Origin of the sequence: Thermodesulfatator autotrophicus, assembly GCF_001642325.1 — a bacterium.
Classification (GTDB): Bacteria; Desulfobacterota; Thermodesulfobacteria; order Thermodesulfobacteriales; family Thermodesulfatatoraceae; genus Thermodesulfatator; species Thermodesulfatator autotrophicus.
On the sequence record NZ_LSFI01000004.1, the window covers coordinates 1 to 20,222 of the forward strand.

Consider the following 20,222-nt stretch of genomic DNA (forward strand, 5'->3'; position numbering starts at 1 on the left):
TTTTCGGACACAATTACTGAAATACTACCTGTTTATCCCTACCTTTTTAAGACTAAAAGTGCTATCTTTATAAAAAAAGAATAATTTTAAAGTTGGACTAATGGGGACTAATTATATTGTTCGTTTAAGTGATATTCTGGACCAGATTCAATCCTATCTTCCTGGGGCAGACACCAGGTTAGTAGAAAAGGCTTATGTTTTTGCGGCCAAGGCCCATGCCGGCCAGGTCAGGCGCTCTGGGGAACCTTATCTGGCTCATCCGCTTTCGGTAGCTTATATCCTGGCCCAGATGAAGCTTGATATTCCCACCATAGCGGCAGGACTTTTACACGATACTGTTGAAGACACAGACATCACCATTGAAGACATAAAGAAACACTTTGGCCCCACGGTGGCTGAGATAGTAGATGGGGTTACTAAAATTACCCATCTTTCAGTCCGCAGCAAGGTGCATAAGCAGGCGGAAAACTTCCGCAAAATGCTTCTGGCCATGGCCAAGGATTTACGGGTTATTCTGGTAAAGCTTGCTGACCGCCTGCATAATATGAAAACCCTTGAGTTCATGCCAGACCACAAGCGTCGGCGCATTGCCCAGGAAACCCTTGATATATATGCTCCTCTTGCCAGCCGCCTTGGTATAGATTGGCTCAAACAAGAATTAGAAGACTTGTCTTTCATGTATCTTTATCCTGAAGAATATAAAGCCCTTCGCGAAGAGGTAGAAAAGGTCGTAGCCGCCCGGCAGGACTTCATCGACGAGATAAAAAAGATAATTCAAGAAAAACTGGCAGAAGAAGGAATTGAGGGGAGGGTACTTGGCCGGCGTAAGCATTTATATAGCATCTTTCGTAAACTCCAGCGTAATAACCTGGCCATTGACCAGCTATATCTTATTTATGACATTATCGGTCTGCGCGTTATCGTAAAAAAAGTTAAAGAATGTTACGAGGTCTTGGGTATTATTCATTCTCTCTGGAAGCCCATTCCCGGCCGTTTTAAAGATTACATAAATCTCCCTAAGCCCAATATGTATCAATCCCTTCATACTACGGTTATTGGTCCAGGTGGACGGCAGATGGAAATCCAGATTCGTACAGAAGAGATGGACCGTATTGCTAACGAAGGTATTGCGGCTCACTTTCTCTACAAAGAGCAAAAAATCATAAACGCCGGGACAGGCAAACACAAGCAACTGGAATGGCTTGAACGTCTGGTAGAACTCCAAAAAGAGCTCAAAAACCCGCGTGATTTTATTGAATCTCTCCGAATGGACCTTTTTCCTGATGAAGTTTATGTGTTCACCCCTGATGGTGATATAAAAGTGCTTCCTGTAGGTTCAACTCCCATTGATTTTGCATATGCTATTCATACGGAAGTAGGCCATCATTGTGCTATGGCCAAAGTAAACGGCCGTCTGGTGCCCCTTGATTATGAACTTCAAACTGGCGATATCGTTGAGATTGTTACTACCAGCCAGCAAAAACCCAGCCGGGATTGGCTGAAGTTTGTCAAGACCAGCCGGGCCAAAAGCCGCATCAAACAGTGGCTTAAACAGGAGGAAAAACAGCGCATCTTTGCCGCTGGCAAAGAAATTCTTGACCGAGAATTTCGTAAAGCCAAGCTTACCTTTTCGTCTTTTATGGAAGATGAAATAGCTCAGGAAGTAGCCCAGAAACTTTCTTTTAAAACCGTTGAAGAACTGATAATTGCCGTAGGTTATGGCAAGGTAACACCTCAACAGGTAGTCAAAAAATATTTACACGAAAAACAAAAAGAAGAGGCCCCTCCGCCATCTGAAGAAGAACTTATAAAAATCAAGAAAAAACAAACTGTCTCAAAGGTTCCTGATTCCATTTCAGTTGACGGAAGCGGAGACATGCTTTTTCACCTGAGTAAGTGCTGTAAGCCGCTTCCTGGAGACGAAGTGGTAGGCTATATTACCCGCGGCCGTGGCATTACTGTCCACCGGGCAGATTGTCCTAACCTTGAAGGGCTTGACCCTGAACGCTTAATAGACATCAAATGGGATTCAAGTGATGGGGCTACTTATACCGCCAAGCTCTGGGTAATTACTCTTGACCGCAAAGGAATGCTGGCTTCAGTATCAAGTGCTATCAGTTCTCAGGAAGCCAATATTCTTGAAGCCAACTTGCGCACCACTAAAGACCAGCGGGCCCTATTTGACTTTGTGGTTGAGGTTTCAAACAGGGCCCATCTGGATAAAATTATGGCCGCTGTAAAGCAAATTGAAGGGGTTATCCGCGTAGAAAGGAAAACCGCCTAGCTGACAGCTTTTTGTACCTTACCGGACTTAATGCAACGGGTGCAGACTTTCATTCTTTTTACCTGGCCATTAGGAAGTTTCACCCGAATTCGCTGAATGTTGGGATACCACCAGCGGCCGGAACGCTTGGCCGAATGGCTTATCTGGTGTCCAGTATGAGGCCTTCTTCCGCAAACTTCACAAATTTTAGACATGGTAAACCCTCCTTATAAGAACTAGAAACCTTCAGTAACGGCCAATTTATACTCAAAACCCCAAGCCTTGACAAGCTTTTCTAAAAAACCTCAGCGGCCATAGCAGGCTGGTGGTCTTCGTCAAGGTTGGCAAAAGTAGAATATTGAGAAAGAAAGGCCAGACGCACCACGCCTGTGGGGCCGTTTCTTTGCTTGCCAATAATTATCTCAGCCACTCCTTTATCTAAGGTGTCTTTTTTATAAACCTCATCACGGTAGATAAAAAGAATAACATCGGCATCTTGCTCAATAGCTCCTGATTCACGAAGGTCTGAGAGCTGTGGCCTTTTATCGGGCCGTTCTTCCACACGCCTGTTTAGCTGTGAAAGCGCTACCACCGGAACATTCAATTCTTTGGCCATGGCCTTAAGTGAGCTTGAAATTTCAGAGATTTCCTGTTCACGGCGTTCGCGGCGTTCCTTACCGCGCATAAGCTGAAGGTAGTCTATAATGATAAGGCCAAGACCATGCTCTGCCATGAGACGCCTGGCCTTGGCTCTAAGCTCTAACACGCTGATGGCCGCGGTATCATCAATAAAAATTGGGGCTTTGGAAAGCCTGTTGGCGGCATAAGTAAGCCGTTGCCAGTCAGCATCAGTAAGTCTTCCCGTGCGCAGGGCCTGGGCATCAACCCGGGCATCGGCGCAAAGCATGCGCATAGCAAGCTGTTCTTTTGACATTTCAAGAGAAAAAATGGCTACTGGTATGCTGTTTTCCACCGCGGCGTGATGGGCGATGTTTAAAGCGAAAGATGTTTTTCCCATACTGGGGCGGCCTGCTACTATTATGAGGTCGGAATTTTGTAACCCTGCGGTCAGGCGGTCAAACTCGTAAAAACCCGTGGGGACACCTGTTACTTCTTCACGGCGCTGATGGAGTTGTTCAATCTGGAGAACAGCGTCTTTGATAACTTCTTTAATGGGGAAGAAACTACGTTTATTCCCCTGAGCTCTGATTTCAAAGATGGCTCGCTCTGCCTCTTCCAGGAGGTCATCTACCGGGTCTGTGCCTTCGTAACAACGGGTGACGATTTCGGTGCTGGCCATGATAAGCCGCCGCAAGATAGATTTTTCACGGACGATGTTGGCGTAATAAACAACGTTTGCCGCGGTAGGTACAAGCTCAGCCAGCTCCGCCAGGTAAGCGGCCCCTCCTACCTGTTCAAGCAAGTCTCTTTCTTTAAGAGCAGCGTGTACAGTGACTAAATCAATAGGTTCGTTGCGATTAAAAAGTTCAAGCATAGTGCGATAAATGGCCCCATGGGCAGCCCGATAAAAATCTCCAGGACTTAGGAATTCAACCACTTTAAGAAGGGCATGGTTATCTAAAAAAATGCTTCCTAAAACGCATTTTTCTGCTTCTAAGTCTTGAGGTGGAACTCTATCAAATAATTGTTCTCTTTTTCTAGCTCGGGGCATGAACTGACCTTCCTCAATTTGATGATGATAAAAGTTTACCTGACCTATCTGATAAGAAAAGATCAAATTGAATTTTCGACAATGGTTGTCAGTTCGACATTTTTTACGAAAAAATTTTTCTTGAATTAAATTGAGCGAAAAAAGCAAAAATTTTGCGAAGTAAAAATAAAGAGCCCGCTTCTTAAATGAAGCGGGCTCTTTTGGACTTATATAAGTGATTATCAAATTTTAAAGCTTTCTACCAGTGAATTCTGTCCCTATCTCTATCCCTGTCCTGATCTCTGTCTAAAAGACTATCCTTGTCCATGTCCCTATCACGAAGATGTAAGCGATCTTGAGTGTAGTCACAATCCTGTAGTTTCTGTTGAATACGATCCCTATCACAATCTCCTCTTCCCCCCTTGCCTTTGCCAGCAAAAACAGGTGGGACTAAAAACAACCCCAAAGCAAACGTCGCTGCCAATCCTTTTTTAAGCAAATCTTTCATGGCTAACCTCCTTATTGGGATTTACCATTTTTAGAAGCAAAGAATGTGCCATAAATAAAATTTGCCTGTCCCTGTTTTTCACTATAAATTTCTTTTCATGCGAGTTGGTTTTGGTTTTGATGTTCATCGTTTTGCTCCTGAACGAAAACTGATTCTCTGTGGGGTAGAGATACCTTACCATCTTGGACTTCTTGGACATTCTGACGCTGATGTAGCTACCCACGCTTTAATAGACGCCCTTTTAGGAGCGGCTGGCCTGGGAGATATCGGTGAGCACTTCCCTGATAGTGATGAAAAATATCGCGGCGTTTCTAGCCTTATTCTTCTTGAAGAAGTAATCAAAATGCTTTCTCAAAATGGCTTTAAATTTGTAAACGCTGACCTTACTATTGTGGCAGAAAAACCCAAGATTAGTCCGTATCGTACGGCCATGAAAGAAAAACTTGCCCAGGTTATTGGTTGTCCGTTAGCAGCTATTAATATAAAAGGAAAAACCACCGAAAAGTTGGGGTTTACCGGCCGCGGTGAAGGTATAGCTGCCTACGCAGTGGCCCTTATCACCCATGCTTGATCAGGAGTTAATTCAAAAGGCCCCTACGGAACCGGGAGTCTATTTATTCAAAACTTCTAAGGGCGAAGTGCTCTATGTAGGAAAGGCCAAAAACCTGAGGAAACGGCTACAGAGTTACTTACGATCTAGCGAGTCTTATAAAACCCGTGTTCTCCTGGCCAAAACCGAAGAGCTAGAGACCATTGTTACCCGCAGCGAAAAAGAAGCTTTGGTGCTTGAGGCCAATCTCATCAAAAAATATCGGCCACGTTATAACGTTATCTTGCGCGATGATAAAGCTTATCCTTTACTTCGCCTGTCCCTTAAAGATAAGTTCCCGCGGCTTAGCGTGGTAAGAAGGCGGCGTAAAGATAATGCCCTTTACTTTGGGCCTTACCCTTCGGCTGGTGCTGTGAGGCAGACTCTTAAGTTTCTTTCGCGCTTTTTCCCTTTAAGGCGTTGTTCAAACGCTGAATTTAACCGTCGGGAACGGCCATGTCTTTATTATCAGATTGGTCGCTGTAAAGCTCCATGTGTAGGGCTAATTTCTCCTGAAGACTATCAAAAAATAGTAGAAGGGGCAGTTGCTTTTTTGAAAGGCCGGGCTAATGAACTTTTGAAAACTCTTTATCAGGAGATGGAGAAAGCCGCGGAAAACCTTGAATTTGAAAAAGCCGCGGTTTTACGAGACCGTATTTTGGCTATTGAACGCACACTGGAAGCCCAGGCCGTAAATCTTCCCAGGGATGAAGACCTTGATGTTTTTACCCTGGCTTCTCAGGGAGACAAAATATCTGGCGCTGTTCTTTTTATTCGCTCAGGGGTATTGCTTGGGAAAAAAACTTTTAACTTGAGTCGTCTTAATACTGAAAAGGAAGAACTTTATGCCTCTTTGATTCAACAATTTTATGATGAAGGCAAGTATATCCCCCACGAGATCTTACTTCCCTGTGAGCCAGCTGATAGGGAGCTTATTGAAGAATGGTTAACGGAGCTTGCTGAGCACAAAGTTATCATAAAGGTGCCTAAACGAGGTCCTAAAAAAGAGCTTCTAGAAATGGCTGGGAAAAATGCCAGAGAAGCCCTGGCCGCTCGCCTGGCAGGGGAGCGGCCCTATGAAGAGCTTGCGGAAAAGCTTGCCCTTGCCTTGCGTCTTAAAAAAGCTCCCTTACGGGTAGAAGGGGTGGACATCTCTAATATTCAGGGAGAACTGCCAGTAGGGGTGGTGGTGTCCTTTTGGGAGGGGCAGGAAGATAAAAACTACTACCGTCGCTATCATATAAAAAGTGTGAAAGGCCCTGATGACTACACCATGATTTATGAAACCGTATTAAGGCACCTTAATAGAAGGCTTGCTGAAAAAGACCTTCCAGACCTTATGCTTATAGACGGTGGAAAGGGGCAGCTTCAAGCGGCGTTGGCAGCTGCCGAGGAATTAGGGCTCTTAAAAGAAGTGGATTTCTGTGCCCTGGCCAAAGAGAGGGAGAGAGAAGGCGAAAAAATTTATATCCCCAACCGCAAAAACCCTTTAAAACTGGCTCGCCAGGCGGAAGTACTACGTTTTCTTCAAAGGATAAGAGACGAGGCCCATCGTTTTGCCTTAAGTTCCCACCGTAAAAGGCGTAAAAAGATAGCTTTTGAGTCTCTTCTTGACCAGATACCCGGTGTTGGTCCTAAAAGAAAAAAGAGACTTCTGGAGCACTTCGGAAGCATTGAAAGAATAAAAGAAGCAAATATTGACGAGATAGCTAACCTTCCCGGTTTCAACCTCAAAGTAGCCCAAAAGATAAAACAAGTTCTGGGGACAGGCGAAAAAATTTAAGCCCGGGTTGTTTTTTCCCGATACCGATAAAAGGGACAGGCGAAAAAATTTTTAGGAGGGTCTTATGCCAAGAATTCCTCGTCTGCTTACCAATCATCCCAAGGCCGCCTATCATGTCATCTCCCGCACCGCTCTTCCTGGCCATGATGTCCTCAGCCCAGAAGAAAAGGACTACTTATTACATCTTATCCGCTGGCTTTCTCAGGTCTATTTCGTGGAAGTTTACGGCTTTGCCATCATGGGCAATCACTTCCACCTCCTCTGCCGTATGCTCCCAGAAGACCAGTTCTCCGACGAAGAAGTAAAACAACGTATAAAGCTATACTACGGCCCAAAGCGCAAAATCTTCTTCTACGAAGAGTTAATCAAGAAATGGCGGGCAAGACTCGGGAATCTTTCTCGCTATGTCCAAGATATAAAGCAGCGCTTTTCACGCTGGTACAACAAGCGGGTTGACCGGAAGGGATATTTCTGGGCTGACAGGTTCAAGTCCGTAATCGTAGAAACCGGTGAGGCTTTGCTCAATTGCCTGGCTTACATAGAGCTAAACCCGGTGCGTGCTGGAATTGTGGAAAAACCAGAACACTACCGCTGGTGCTCGCTGGGATACAGGGCAAGAAGAGGGACAGGCAAAAACTTCCTTTCGCTTAATCTTGGGCTTTCTTCATATGCCCAAAAGTCAGAAAAGGAAAAATTCAAGCTTTATCGGGAATTTGTGTACGGAAAAGGCGGAATAGGGGAACCTACTAAACTTAGCAAAGCCAGGCAATTTACTTATAAAATGCGTTATTTTACAGAAAGCTTAATTATTGGTTCTAAATATTTCATAGATGACACCAAAAAAGAAGTTAAAAATTACTTTTCCAAAAAGCGAGAACATTTTATTCCTGGTCTCAAAATGTACTCTTTTTAAAATTTGCTGCCCAAAAGCTTTTTCTCAGGTAATATCTCTTCATGCTGCAGATTTCTCTTGATAAATACCAGGAGCAGGCAGTTAGAGCAGAAGGTAACACCCTGGTTGTGGCAGGCCCAGGCGCAGGTAAAACCAGAGTACTTCTGGCCAAAGCTCTTCATTTATTTGAAAAAGGCGTTCCGCCTCAAAAAATTTTTATCCTCACCTTTACTATCAAAACAGCTCAAGAACTCAAGAAAAAAGCAGCTGATTTGGGCCTAAAAGGCGTAAAAATAGATACCTTCCACGCTTTGGCATATGAGCTTTTAAAGGCCAAGGGGATAAGACCGCGTATTGCCAGCGAAAAAGAACTCAAGCCTATTATAAAAAAGCTTTCGGGAAAGCTTAGCCTTTCTCCTCAAAAGTTTGTGAAAGGCTTAGAAAAAGGCCATCAGGAACTGGTTTCTATCTGGCAGGAAGCTTTAAAGGTCAATGATTTATATGACTTTTCTTTACTTCTCAGAGAAACAAAAGGTCATTTTCTTGAACAAGAAAATGTTCATCTTTTGATAGACGAATTTCAGGATCTTAACGCTGAACTTATTCAATTTTTGAAAACCTTTAACCAGGCTGAGTTTTTTCTAGTAGGTGATCCTGCTCAGGCTATTTACGGATTTCGCGGTGCCTGTCCCCAGATAGTCAAAGAGTTTGTAGATTATCTTTCACTACGGGTTTATTTTTTGCGGAAGAGCTATCGTGTTCCTAAAAATATTCTCTCTTTTGCTGAAAGGCTTAGAGAAACAGAAGGTTTTCCCGTAAAACCGCTTGAATCTACCCAAAATGGTGGAAAGCTTTTGGGCTTTCCTTTTGCCAGGCCATTTAATGAGGCCAAGGGAGTGGCCCAGTTAGTGGGAGAGCTACTAGGTGGCCTTCAGATGGAAGTCAGCAGACAAGGGCTTGCCCCGGTAGAAATAGCTATCCTTTCTCGGGTAAGGGCCATACTTAAACCAATAAAAGAAGCCTTTCTTGCAGCGGGTATACCTTTTCAAATCCCCTCTGAGAACCTAAATGAAGAAATTTCTATGATTTCTCGTTTGACAGATTTGGCTAAAAAAGCGGCTAGTTTAAAAGACTTAGAACCTTTTTTAGTTGAAAGTCCTTCATATGTTAAAGATGCCTATTCCAAAAGTGAGGGCCTAGAAGACTTTCTGTTTCATCTGGAAATGCTAAAAACCTTGGCAAACATTTCTCTAAAAAAAGACGGTGTTCCACTTCTTACCATTCACGAGGCCAAAGGGCTTGAGTTTAAAGTGGTCATTCTAGTTGGAGCTCAAGAAGGCCTTATACCTTTTACTCTTTTAGATGACTATGACCTAGGTGAAGAAAAACGCCTTGCATATGTAGCGTTAACCCGAGCTCAGGAAACTTTTTATTTTACCTGGGTTAAAACTGGGCGTTCTCTTTATGGCCGTAAACTTTCAGGGAAAGTGAGCCCTTTTTTAAAACCCCTTCCTCTAGCAGAAAAAACTCAAAATAAAACTAAATCCAAGCCCCGCCAGAAAAAATTATTTTAAGGGATTTTAAGGGACAGGCGACAATTTAGGGACAGGCGACAATTTTTTCGCCTGTCCCTTATTCGACTTTGTTAAGAATCAGTTATAATCACTTTTTGTGCTATATACGGACGCCATATACCTGATATTAGCCATCTTACTTTTTTCCAGCTGGCCAGCTGAGGCTACCCTCCCCTTGCCAGAAATCATTTTAGCCTGGCTATTAAAAGAGGCCTTCCTGATAACCCTTGCTATTAACAAATTCAAGCGAGCTTACAGCGCCAGAGACTTTATCAGCACGCAGACTTTTCTTAAGTTCGTTGCTTTTGGTTGTTTTGTTTTGGATGTTATAGTACTGGAAGTTCCGGCTTTTATCCCTTCAAAAGCGGCTTTTTTTAAAGATATAGCTGGCATAATACTTTTTCTTCACTATCTCATAATTATCTGGACAGTGGCGGCCTTTTACGAGAAAAGAAGCCCACTCATTAATATTTCTGTTTCCGCTTATGTCCTCTCCCATCTCAAACTTCTTTTTCCTTTTTTACTACCCTGGCTCATGGTAAATGCCGTTTTCGCCGTTCTTGAGCCTTATTTTTCTTTGAGTCAAGGCCTTTATGGCGAGCTCCTTTACTTCGGCTGTTTTCTGGGAGCTATTAGTATTCTCATGCCGCCTCTAGCGGTAAAAACCTGGGAATGTAAACCCTTCCCCACCAGTAATATAAGGAGGGTTATTGAAGAATATCTCCAGCGCGAAAAGGCTCGTCTGGGAGGTATTTATCTCTGGGAGACTTTTAGAGGCAAGCTTTTAACCGCAGGTATCATCGGGGTAGTGCCTCGCTTTCGTTATCTCTTAATATCAAAAGGCCTTCTGGCCACCCTTGAAGAAGCAGAGGTCCTATCAGTAGTAGCCCACGAGGTAGGCCATATCAAACGCCATCACATGTTCTGGTTGCTTACCTTTTTTGTTCTCTTCAGCCTGATTGTTTATTTTGCCTTTATGCCCCTTTATCTTGCTTTTCTGGCTTATTTCCCTCGTCCAGATTGGCTGGTGTTATGGGGTGGGGAGAACTTACTTTTACCTGAAGCCTTACTTACCGTTGGTCTGGCTTTAAGTGTAGTGTTTTACTTTCGCTTTTTGTTGGGGTTTTTCCTCAGGAACTTTGAACGCCAGGCAGACCTCTATTGCCTGGAGAGTCTGGGCACTGCTCAGGGCCTTATCAGGGCCTTCCAAAAAATAGCGGCTATCTCAGGGCACACCGAAGACGTTCCCAGCTGGCACCACTTCAGCATCAGGCAAAGAATAAATTTTCTCCTGGCAGCGGAAAAAGATCCCTCTCTTATAAAAAAACATCACCGCAAGGTGAAACTGTGCCTGATAACTTATCTGCTGTTGGCAGCCCTTTTGATGGGGATTTTTTCTCGCCTCTCCCTTGAAAATTTAGAAAAGAAAGCCAAACTAAACCTTTCTTACGGAGAACTCCTGGAAGAAGCCCGAGTTTTTGGAACCACTCGCGTTTTTGCCCTGCTTGGGCACGTGGCTTACGAACTCGGGCGTGAAAAGGAAGCCCTAGCCTGGTATAAAAAAGCTATAGCCCTAGAAGAAGACCCTGAAATTTTAAACAACATGGCCTGGATTTTAGCTACTAGCAAGGATAAAGCCCTGAGAAATCCTAAGGAGGCCTTAAAACTGGCCCAGAAAGCCACGGCCCAAAAACTTACGGCTGTTCATCTGGATACCCTGGCTGAGGCCTGGTTTGTAAATGGTAATCCCGAGAGGGCGTGTCTTTACGCTACTCTTGCGGCAAGAAGAGCCGAGCTTGCTACTGACTATTACCACAATATTGATTATTATTTCCAGCAAAAGGAAAGATTTTGCCATGCTAAGAGGCTCCCATAAAAAATATCATCAACTTTATCTTTATTCTTTTGACCGCAAGCATCCTGCGCTTCACGAAATTGACGATGAAGACTTTATCGGCTGCTGGGAAGAAGATGGCCTGGCCATTGTATTCTTCCATAAGCCCAAAGACGCCCTGCTTGAGCGCCTGGCAAAGGATCTTGGCCTTACCATAGAAGATAAAGCTCGGGTCTCTTACGACGAATGGGGTGAAGGCCGAAAGATTGGGCCCCTTAAGTTGGGAGACATTATTTTAAGACCGCTCTGGGACGAGGGCCCCGGGCTTAAGTTTGATCCAGGTGTGGTTTTTGGTTCGGGTAATCACCCCACCACCAAACTATGCCTTTCCTGGATATACAAGCTGTGGCAGCAGTACGGGCCTTTTAAAAAGGTGGCTGACCTTGGCTGCGGGGCAGGCCTTCTATCTCTCCTCTCGGCCAGCCTTGGGGCTCAGGTCTTTGCGGCGGACTTTAATCCCCTTTGTGTGGCCCTTACCCGCAAGAACCTGGCCTTAAACCAGCTTGAAAAGCAGGCCACCGTGGTTTGTGAAGACGTTAAAAAGCTTGTTCCCTTTGAGGCTGACCTGGTAATCGGCAATCTCTTCAAAGGCCTTTTGCTTGACCTTTTCGGCCTTCCATCTTTCTGGAATAATCGTTATTATCTTTTTTCAGGGTTTTCTCCGGCCATGGAGGAGGAACTTAAGAGGGCCCTTTGGCCTAAAGCCCGGATAAAAGGCCGGGAAGAGCAGGATGGCTGGGTAATCTGGTTTGTGGAAAACGAGGTCTAAGGTGATTCTGGCCGTTGACATAGGGAACACCAATACCACCTGTGCTTTTTTTAACGAAGATAGGCTACTTTTTCGTTTTCGTCTTTATTCTGACCTTAATCAAACCCCTGACGAGTTAGCTTTACGCTTAAACGGCCTGCTCGGTTTAAGGGGAAAGGGCCTTAGAGACGTAGAGCATATTCTTATAGGCTCAGTGGTGCCCCCTCTTACTAAGACCTGGCAGGAAATGGCCTCTCTTTACGGCGTTAAAGACACCCACCTTGCCACTCCAGAAGAAATAGGAATTCCTATAAAGCTACGATATCCTTGTGAGGTTGGGGTGGACAGGGTGTTAAATGCCCTGGCTGGCTGGCATAAGTATCGCCAGAGCCTGATAATTGTTGACTACGGCACGGCCACTACTTTTGATTGCATATCTGAAAAGGGAGAATACCTTGGAGGGGCTATAGCGCCAGGGGTGATGGCGGCGGCGGAAACCCTTTTCAAGAAGACCTCAAAGCTCCCCAGGATGGAGCTTTCTAAAGTTCCAAAAGAGGTAATCGGGAAAGATACCATCTCTGCCATGAAAAGTGGCGTCCTTCTGGGTTTTGCCGCTTTAACTGACGGGCTTATTGCCCGTATGGCCAGGGAGTTTGAGCGAAAACCCCGTGTTATAGCCACGGGCGGGCTGGCCGGGCTCATGGCCAAACTATCTTTACAAATAGAGGAGGTAGAACCAAACCTGACTTTAGAAGGGCTTGTCATTTGGTTTAAAAGAAAAAATGGATAATCCTGTTCTTTTTAGAGGTGCAAGAGGAGCCGTCTTTTCTCCGGCCAGTGTTCCTGATAAAGAAAAGATTAGCAAGGGAGTTGCCTTTCTAAAAACCTGGGGCCTTGAGATAGACGTTAACCCTTTTAAGAAATGCCGTTATCTTGCGGGAAGAGACGAAGAAAGGGCCTTTGAACTGGCCTCCTTGCTTGAAAAGCCTTACTCCTTTCTCTGGGCCTCGCGCGGGGGCTATGGTTCTCTGCGGCTTTTACCTTTACTTGACGAGCTCGTTGAAAGAGTAAGGCCTGTCTGGATAATTGGCTTTAGTGACGTAAGTATCCTTTTAAACTACTTTTTCACGCGTTTTGGCCTGGTTACGCTCCATGCCCCGGTGGTGGCTTCCCTTTTTGAAACAAGCCTTTGCACTCTGGCGGTGTTAAAAAACGTCCTTTTACGCGGGAAAAATATCTTTCTAACAGGAGAGGTGTGGCGGGAAGGGGAGGCGCAGGGGATATTAATTGGCGGAAACCTGGTTTCCTTGGTAAGCCTTCTTGGGAGCCGCTGGGCGCCTGACTTTTCGGGAAAGCTTCTTTTTCTGGAAGAAGTAAATGAAGACCTTTATCGCCTGGACCGTCTTATTACCCAGTTGTATCACGCTGGGGTTTTTAAAAAAATTTCAGGTCTATTGCTGGGCGAGTTTAAAGGGGTCAGCTATCAGGAGATTAAGCCTCTATTTCTAGAAGTTTTTAACGGGCCAATACTGGCTGGTCTCCCTGTGGGCCACGGTATAAAGAACTATCCCCTTTTCATTGGTGCAAGCTCAAGTCTTCTGGCAAGTTCTGGCCAGTCTTTTTTGCTACAGAAATTTTAGGGGGTTAAGCCCGGTAAGGAACGCTTAGCCCCTGACGGAGGAGCAAACAATCCTCCTAACCTTCCCCTTCGAGGGAAGGGAACTATTCCTCACCTTATAAAAAGGGCAGGGGGCATAATTCCACAGGAGTATAGAGCTTGGAAGCAAACAATATTACAAAAAAGCTTAAAGTGCTTGATAAAAACTACAGTCTCTGCGAGAAGTGCCTTCCCCCTGTCCTATTGTCCGCTGTTGTCACGGCGAGGAGGCCATCTCTTTTGTCACGGCGAGGAGGCTTTTCTCCATTGTCACTGCTGGGAGTCTTTTTTCACTGTCACTGCGAGGAGCGCGTAAGCGCGACGAAGCAGTCTCAATAACTCGGCCTCTAAAAGAAAAACTTTAAAAGATGTTCAAAATATTTGAATTAAGTTTGTCTTGCTTTTAGCCGAAGAAGTGTCAATAATTCAACTGAGCTCAGAGAGCTTGTGCGTTTTGTCGCAAAATTTCAATAATTTTTAGTTGACAAATGAAGGGTAGATGGCCTATAAAAGGCATAACAGTGGAAATTTTAGGCATTAAAAAATTCAGAAAAATAAAGGAGGAGGTAGACATGGGTAAGAAGCTTTTGATGGTTTTGGCGGCGTTCTTTTTGTTGTGTAGTGGGGCGTATGCCGTAGAGGTGAAGTTCCACGGTGTTATGTGGAACCTGGTAGGAGCCGGCAACAACAATGACATTTTTACAGTGCATCAGCCTTCTGGTAAAAGTAACTATTATCTTCCGGTTTATGGAGATGTGTATGGAGTTAAAAAAGGTCTTCCCACCTATACTGATGAACTCAGCGGCTGGTACGGTTTAACCAAAGCCCGTTTCCGCGCTGAGGTGATGACTGACGACGGCCTGGCCAAGCTCGTCTGGGGCCAGGAAGTAGGTACTGTTGGCTGGGGTGATGGAGGTAATGGTTTTTCCTACTCTGGTGATGGTAGAAACGTGGAGACCCGTTTTGTCTATACCCAGTTTAAGCTTGAGCCTTTTGGCCTTCCTGGTTATGTGCGTGTTGGCCTTCAGCCCACCAAGATTAACACCTGGGTGTGGACTGAAACCGCTCCTGGTCTTACCTACCACTATAAAGACGACTGCCTCAAGCTCATGGCTGGTTTTTACCGCGTAGAAGCTGACAACAATGCGCTGCTTGACGGCAGTGAAGCCTGGGTGCTTAAGGCTGACTACAAAGTAGATGACAAGACCACCCTTGGCGGCTTCTTCATTTACCACGACATGCAGGACAATGGCTTTACTGTTGCTGGAAATCCTGCTTCTCCTAGCGATTACTACATTGGTTTCACCGGTAGCACCACCATTGACCCTGTTATGCTGGCCTGGGACCTCATTTACCTCGGCGGTGAAACCAAAATTGAAAATATGGACGATGTTGACCGCAGTGCCTGGTTTGCCCGCTTGACCGCTGGCTTCCAGGTAAACGAACAGTTCAAGGTAACTGGAACCGTAGCCTACGCCAGTGGTGATGATGACATTAACGATGAAGACGCTGACAACTTCCTATCCATTGACGTTGACGTGCCCATTGGCATTGCTTTCTTTAAAGACAGCATGCTGGCCGACTGTGATATGTTCTTTAGTGAAGCTCCCTATTTTGCCCACTATGGTTACACTGGTTTCATCCTTGATGGCACTTATCAGATTGACGACAAGAGCAAAATCCGCGGCGCTTTCATCTGGCACCGTACTGCTGAAGATGTAGAGTGGACTGACAATAGTGGAAACTCCCATAAAGATAAAGATATGGGTTATGAATTTGCTTTCTGGTATGACTACCAGTACAACAAGAACGTAAGCCTCCGCGTGGAAGGCACCTATCTCATCGCTGGTGACGCCCTTAATGGTCTTGCTAATGACGGTGATGCTGATGACTTCTACTATGTGGGCACTGGCGTTAAGTTCAAGTTCTAAGGTTATCTTGCCCTGCCTTTAAAAAGGGGAGCCGTCTGGCTCCCCTTTTTATTTTGTTCTTTAGAGATTGCTTCGCTTCGCTCGCAATGACTGGGAAGGAATCGCAATGACCCTTTTCGTCACTATGGGGAGCAGATTTCCTTATTTGTCACTGCGAGAAGTACTCCCAACTTGTCACTCCGAGGAGGCCCAAAGGCCGGTGAGTGACCTCTCCCTGTCATTACGAGGAGGCCCGAAGGGCCGATGAAGTAATCCTTGTCCCGAGCGGTAGCGAAGGGACCTGAGATTGCTTCGCTTCGCTCGCAATGACTGGGAAGAAAATATGGCTTGCCATGACTACCTTATCGTCACGCTTAAGGGTCGGAAGGGAGAATTTTTTGAAAAAAATTTAACAAAAATATACTCCTCAAATATGAATAGAAAATTATAATGGCCGTTATGGTGGCGATTCATGAGGAAATAATAAAAATCTTATCAAATCTTGATAAAGACCTGTTTTTCTGGCTCAATCATAAGAGGCATCCTGCCCTTGATTTTCTCATGCCTTACATGAGTCTGGAGAAGCTTATTTATGCTTTCTTCTTGTTTTTCGGGGCCATTATCGTCTATCAGTTTCGCTGGCGAGGGCTTTTAGCCGCTCTTCTCACCTGGCTGGCTGTTTTGGCTACTGACTTTACCTGTGGTGAAGTCTTAAAACCTTCTTTTCAGCGCCAGAGACCATTGGCTGTATATTCTGATGTCTATGTCTATAACTACGGTCAGAAAAAATGGCATATAACCAAAGAGCCTAAAGGCCGGTCAAAAAGCTACTCTTTGCCATCATGTCACGCGGCTAACGTAACCTGTGCCGCTACCATAATGGCCGCAATTTTTCCCCGTATATCCTGGCTTTTCTGGCTTTTTGCCCTGGCCGTGGCTTATTCTCGTATATATCTTGGGGTGCATTATCCTTTTGATGTTGTTTTTGGTTTTTTTATAGGCTATCTCTTTGGAGCAGTTGGGAAGATACCAGTGCTGCGCCTTTTGAGAGAATGAAAAATTTTTTAAATTCTCTTTTTAGTCCTGCAGGTCTTATTCTATTGGTGCTTTTAGCTGGGCGTATTTCTTTTATCCAGCTGATAGGCCTTAATCTTTCGCCAGATGAGGCCTATTACTGGGACTGGTCAAGGCAGCTTGCCTGGGGCTATTACAGTAAGCCTCCCATGATAGCCTGGCTCATTCATGTTTCTACACATATTCTGGGAGTAAGCGAGTATGGTATTCGCGTGCCAGCGGCCCTTTTTCACACGGCCTTTCTCGCCTTTATTTTCTATCTTGGTAAGCGCCTTTTTGATGAAAAAGTCGGTTTTTGGGCTATGGTGGCCGCGGCGGCAAGCCCACTTTCGGCCATCTATAGCTTTGTGATGACCATAGACCCTCCCCTTTTTGCCTTCTGGGCTTTAGCCCTTTGCCTGGCCTGGCAAGCCGCTGAAAGCCAAAAGACCAGAGACTTTTTCTTTTTGGGCCTGGTGGCAGGGCTGGGGCTTCTTACCAAACAAACCATGCTGGCTTTTCTGTTTTTCTTTTTTGTCTGGCTGGCTGTAAGCCCTGAAAAGCGACCGCTTTTAAAAAGCTTCAAGCCTTACCTGGTAGTTTTAATAGTTTTTTTGATGATTTTTCCAAACCTTCTATGGAACTTCAGGCACGGCTGGATTACTTTTAAACACACTTCTCACCACTTTGAAGAAGAAGGCCTTAACTTTTTAGGTCCCATTATCTTTCTGGTAGAGCAGGCAGGAGTTATCACTCCGATAGTTTTTGGCCTTATGCTTTTTGTCTTTGCTTTATTTCTAGTAAAAGAAAAGTTGCGCCAAAATGAAAGACTTTTGTTTCTTTTTGTATTTTCTGCCCTGCCTTTAGCCCTGGTCCTGCCCCTTTCTTTTTTGAGAAAGGTTAATGCTAACTGGCCTTACCCGTTTTATGAAGCAGGTTTTATTATGCTTTCGGCTTTGATTTTACGAGGGGCCTGGAGCTCGAGCCAGAAGCGCTTGCTGCGGGGCCTGTTTTTTGGGGGAGTAATCCTCGGCATGCTGGTTATGCTGGCCACTTATCAGCTGGCACGCACGCCTGAGATCTTTCCGCCTAAGGTCCAGAGGCTCCTTTACAAATTTACTGACTGGCGCGACTTTGCTGACCGGGTGCAAAAGGAAAGAAAAACTCAGGAACTGGTAATTACACTGCGGCGAGACTATGCCTCTGAGCTTGCTTTCTATCTGCCTGATAGGCCTCGTACCTATACTTTCTGGCAGGGCTACATAAAAAGCCAGTACGACCTATGGGATGGCCTTCACCAGAGGCTTGGGGAAAATGCCATTTTGGTCCTCTCCTCGCAGGCAGAGGCCAAAAAATATTCTTCCTGCTTTGACAAAGTGGTTTTTCTCGGCCAATATGAAAAAAATGTATTTGGCAAAAAGCGACGGGCTGTTATTTTTAAGGGATATAATTTAAAGACTTGTCCATACCTTGATAAAAGATGAAAACCTACCTTTTAGTAGGTGCAGGTGGTTTTTTGGGAGCTATGGCCAGATATTGGGTATCTGGCCTGGCTTTGCATTTTTCTACCCGCTTCCCTCTGGGCACTTTACTGGTAAATGTTCTCGGGTCATTTTTCCTGGGCTTTTTAATGACACTTGTCAGTGAAACACTTTTGGTTTCACCAGAAACGCGCCTGTTTCTGGCCATAGGGTTTCTAGGTGCTTTCACTACTTTTTCTACTTTTGCTTATGAAACCAACTCTTTGCTTGAAGGTGGGCAGTTTTTTCTTGCTTTTTTAAACGTGGTAATAAGTTTAAGTTTAGGTTTAATAGGAGTAAGACTTGGTATATGGGTAGCCAAAACTTTTTTGATTTAGGACTATGAATTACAAACTTCTTTCAATTTATATTGACGAAGACGAAAAAGGTGAAAATGGCCTTTTATACAAGGAAGTTTTGGCCTTTTTAACGGAAAAAGGAATAGAAGGGGCTACGGTTTTTAAAGGAGTTTTTGGCTGGGGGCATGATAAGGTTATTCACACCGTGAGTTTACTGCGGGCAAGCTCAGGCCTTCCCTTAAAAATAGAAATCATTGAAAAAGAAGAGGTTATTGAAGGGCTTTTGCCAGAGCTTAAAAAAATTATACATAAAGGCCTTATTACCATAAGTGAAGTGCAAGTTATTCATCGGCCTTAAAAAGGCTGATTTGGCCGTTTCTCAGTTTGAATTTGACGGCTTTTAAATTTTCAGTAATTTTTTGGGCTTCTTTACCAATAACGATTTTTACCCCGACAAAGACATGCCCGAGGGCTTTTATTTCGGCCTTCTTTTCCAGGAGCAAGACTTCGTCGTAAAGCCTTTTTAGTTCTTCCCGGTAACTTTCCTCAAGGGTAAGCAAATTTTCAAAAGATGACTTTAGTTTTTCAAGCTCGTTGATTTGTTCCTGAGGGAGCTTTTTTTGTTTGAGTAACTTTATACCCTTTTTAAGGGCTTTTCGTAAAAAGGCTTTTTGTTTTTCCAGGCTTGCCAGTTTTTGCTGGGTTTCTTTTATTTGAGTATCCAATTCTTCTTCATATCCGGCATGGATAATAGTTTCTATATTGGCCCGGCTCCCCAGGACATGGGCTGTAATACTTCCACGTGCACAAATTTCACCACCTATAAGACTTCCGATGCCTTCGGTTACAAAAATATCGCCACCTGCCTTTACTTTTCCTCCTAAAATATAGTCCATTATTACTAAATCTTTTTTAATCTCCAGGGTTGAGTACTCCACTGCTCCTATCCTGGCCTGTCCGGAGCAGAAAATTTTAATGTTTTCACCTACGATCAGGCCTTCAATTAAAAGATTTCCGTAAACTTTTAGGCTGGTTTCATCTTCCACATTCCCCATTACCTCAAGGTCCCCTTCCACCAGCACCTTAAAGCCGCGCTTTATGTCTCCTGAAACAGTTAACTTTTTTCCGTAAAAGTGGATATTCCCTGTATCCCAATCAATATCTCCGTGAATGTGAAATTCAGGATGAATTTCTATGTGTGTATTGAAGACTTTGAGAAGACCACTGCTTTTGGCGAAGTAAGTCTGGCTTTCGGGCTCAAACCCTACGTATTCGTTTGTTTTAACGGTGATGTCCTGGCCGTTTCTAGCAGGTATTTCCTTGCCAAACACGTTAACACCGGGCATTCCCGGGATAGGGGGCTTTTTAACCGCTATTTCCTGGCCCTTACGAACACAAAAAAACCCTTTTTGTTCCCTGTAATCAATCTGTTCTTCGCTTTCTTTTTTATCTTCTTTCTCAAACTTTACCAGCCATTCAAGGGAGGCGTCTTTTCCTTCCTGCGGAAGTTTGCCGTGAGCAAGGATTAACCTTTCACCCTTCCAGATAGGTTTTTCAAGCAGGCCGTACACAACGCCTTTTTCTCTTAAAATATTTAGCAATTCTTGATACTCATCTGAACTTATATCCCGTTTAGGTACTACCGCTTCCAGATAGACACACTGGTGATCCTCGCTCAAATAGAGCAAAAAGTCTCCGTTTAGGACTGGAAGCCCTTCTTTTGGAAAGTCTGAATTAATACTCATTATTTTTCTTTTCGGTTTAAAGCAGGCTTAAGATAAACAAGCCTGGATAAACCAAATGACTAGGTGCCTGAAAATTTTGCCTGTCCCTCTTTCTGTAATTTTTGCCTGTCCCTCTTTAAAATCCAGGAATGACAAA

Annotated in this window: 18 protein-coding genes; 14 read left to right on the top strand and 4 right to left on the bottom strand. The window is 44.5% G+C overall.

Going from position 1 to position 20,222, the window contains the following annotated elements; all coding sequences use genetic code 11:
* Positions 1-100: 100 nt before the first annotated feature.
* Positions 101-2,284: a RelA/SpoT family protein gene (locus TH606_RS01190; RefSeq protein ID WP_157627826.1), complete on the top strand. Its 2,184-nt coding sequence runs from the start codon at positions 101-103 to the stop codon at positions 2,282-2,284.
* On the opposite strand, the gene rpmB is transcribed toward TH606_RS01190, so the two are convergent.
* From rpmB to TH606_RS01205, 3 genes are all read right to left on the bottom strand, one after another.
* A complete protein-coding gene (rpmB, locus tag TH606_RS01195; protein WP_068540787.1) occupies positions 2,281-2,478 on the bottom strand; it encodes a 50S ribosomal protein L28 in 198 nt (65 codons plus the stop codon). The genes TH606_RS01190 and rpmB overlap by 4 nt on opposite strands.
* An 80-nt stretch (positions 2,479-2,558) precedes the next feature.
* Positions 2,559-3,935, bottom strand: coding sequence for a replicative DNA helicase (gene dnaB, locus TH606_RS01200; protein WP_068540919.1), 1,377 nt, complete (start codon positions 3,933-3,935; stop codon positions 2,559-2,561).
* 238 nt (positions 3,936-4,173) lie between these two features.
* Entirely contained in the window at positions 4,174-4,422 is a 249-nt protein-coding gene (locus TH606_RS01205) for a hypothetical protein (protein WP_068540789.1), read from the bottom strand.
* Between the two features lie 97 nt (positions 4,423-4,519).
* Between TH606_RS01205 and ispF the strand changes: the two genes are divergently transcribed.
* From ispF to TH606_RS01270, 13 genes are all read left to right on the top strand, one after another.
* Positions 4,520-4,993, top strand: coding sequence for a 2-C-methyl-D-erythritol 2,4-cyclodiphosphate synthase (gene ispF, locus TH606_RS01210; protein WP_068540922.1), 474 nt, complete (start codon positions 4,520-4,522; stop codon positions 4,991-4,993).
* Positions 4,986-6,794 (top strand): excinuclease ABC subunit UvrC, encoded by a 1,809-nt coding sequence (gene uvrC / locus TH606_RS01215; RefSeq protein ID WP_068540792.1) that lies wholly within the window; start codon positions 4,986-4,988, stop codon positions 6,792-6,794. Before ispF ends, uvrC begins: the two co-directional genes overlap by 8 nt.
* Before the next feature lie 64 nt (positions 6,795-6,858).
* Complete coding sequence (locus tag TH606_RS01220) at positions 6,859-7,707, top strand: transposase (RefSeq protein ID WP_068540794.1); 849 nt, start codon at positions 6,859-6,861, stop codon at positions 7,705-7,707.
* 41 nt (positions 7,708-7,748) lie between these two features.
* Positions 7,749-9,260: an ATP-dependent helicase gene (locus tag TH606_RS01225; RefSeq protein WP_068540797.1), complete on the top strand. Its 1,512-nt coding sequence runs from the start codon at positions 7,749-7,751 to the stop codon at positions 9,258-9,260.
* 97 nt (positions 9,261-9,357) lie between these two features.
* Positions 9,358-11,136 carry a M48 family metallopeptidase gene (locus TH606_RS01230; protein ID WP_068540800.1) on the top strand — a complete coding sequence of 593 codons (1,779 nt, stop codon included), beginning with the start codon at positions 9,358-9,360 and terminating at the stop codon, positions 11,134-11,136.
* Positions 11,117-11,923 carry a 50S ribosomal protein L11 methyltransferase gene (locus tag TH606_RS01235; protein ID WP_068540802.1) on the top strand — a complete coding sequence of 269 codons (807 nt, stop codon included), beginning with the start codon at positions 11,117-11,119 and terminating at the stop codon, positions 11,921-11,923. The genes TH606_RS01230 and TH606_RS01235 overlap by 20 nt, the downstream gene beginning before the upstream one ends.
* Position 11,924: 1 nt before the next feature.
* Positions 11,925-12,692, top strand: a complete 768-nt coding sequence (locus tag TH606_RS01240) for a type III pantothenate kinase (RefSeq protein ID WP_068540804.1) — start codon at positions 11,925-11,927, stop codon at positions 12,690-12,692.
* The gene (locus TH606_RS01245) at positions 12,685-13,542 is read left to right on the top strand and encodes a S66 peptidase family protein (RefSeq protein WP_157627827.1); all 858 of its coding nucleotides are present in this window, start codon (positions 12,685-12,687) and stop codon (positions 13,540-13,542) included. The genes TH606_RS01240 and TH606_RS01245 overlap by 8 nt, the downstream gene beginning before the upstream one ends.
* Before the next feature lie 589 nt (positions 13,543-14,131).
* A complete protein-coding gene (locus tag TH606_RS01250; protein ID WP_157627828.1) occupies positions 14,132-15,490 on the top strand; it encodes a hypothetical protein in 1,359 nt (452 codons plus the stop codon).
* A gap of 438 nt (positions 15,491-15,928) precedes the next feature.
* Entirely contained in the window at positions 15,929-16,525 is a 597-nt protein-coding gene (locus TH606_RS01255; RefSeq protein ID WP_197460479.1) for a phosphatase PAP2 family protein, read from the top strand.
* Complete coding sequence (locus TH606_RS01260; protein ID WP_068540813.1) at positions 16,522-18,006, top strand: ArnT family glycosyltransferase; 1,485 nt, start codon at positions 16,522-16,524, stop codon at positions 18,004-18,006. The genes TH606_RS01255 and TH606_RS01260 overlap by 4 nt, the downstream gene beginning before the upstream one ends.
* A complete protein-coding gene (crcB, locus tag TH606_RS01265) occupies positions 18,003-18,380 on the top strand; it encodes a fluoride efflux transporter CrcB (protein ID WP_068540815.1) in 378 nt (125 codons plus the stop codon). The genes TH606_RS01260 and crcB overlap by 4 nt, the downstream gene beginning before the upstream one ends.
* 4 nt (positions 18,381-18,384) lie before the next feature.
* The gene (locus TH606_RS01270; RefSeq protein WP_068540817.1) at positions 18,385-18,699 is read left to right on the top strand and encodes a DUF190 domain-containing protein; all 315 of its coding nucleotides are present in this window, start codon (positions 18,385-18,387) and stop codon (positions 18,697-18,699) included.
* Here TH606_RS01270 and TH606_RS01275 read toward each other — a convergent pair.
* Positions 18,683-20,086: a FapA family protein gene (locus TH606_RS01275; RefSeq protein ID WP_068540820.1), complete on the bottom strand. Its 1,404-nt coding sequence runs from the start codon at positions 20,084-20,086 to the stop codon at positions 18,683-18,685. The two genes, TH606_RS01270 and TH606_RS01275, sit on opposite strands and share 17 nt — an antisense overlap.
* Positions 20,087-20,222: the final 136 nt, after the last annotated feature.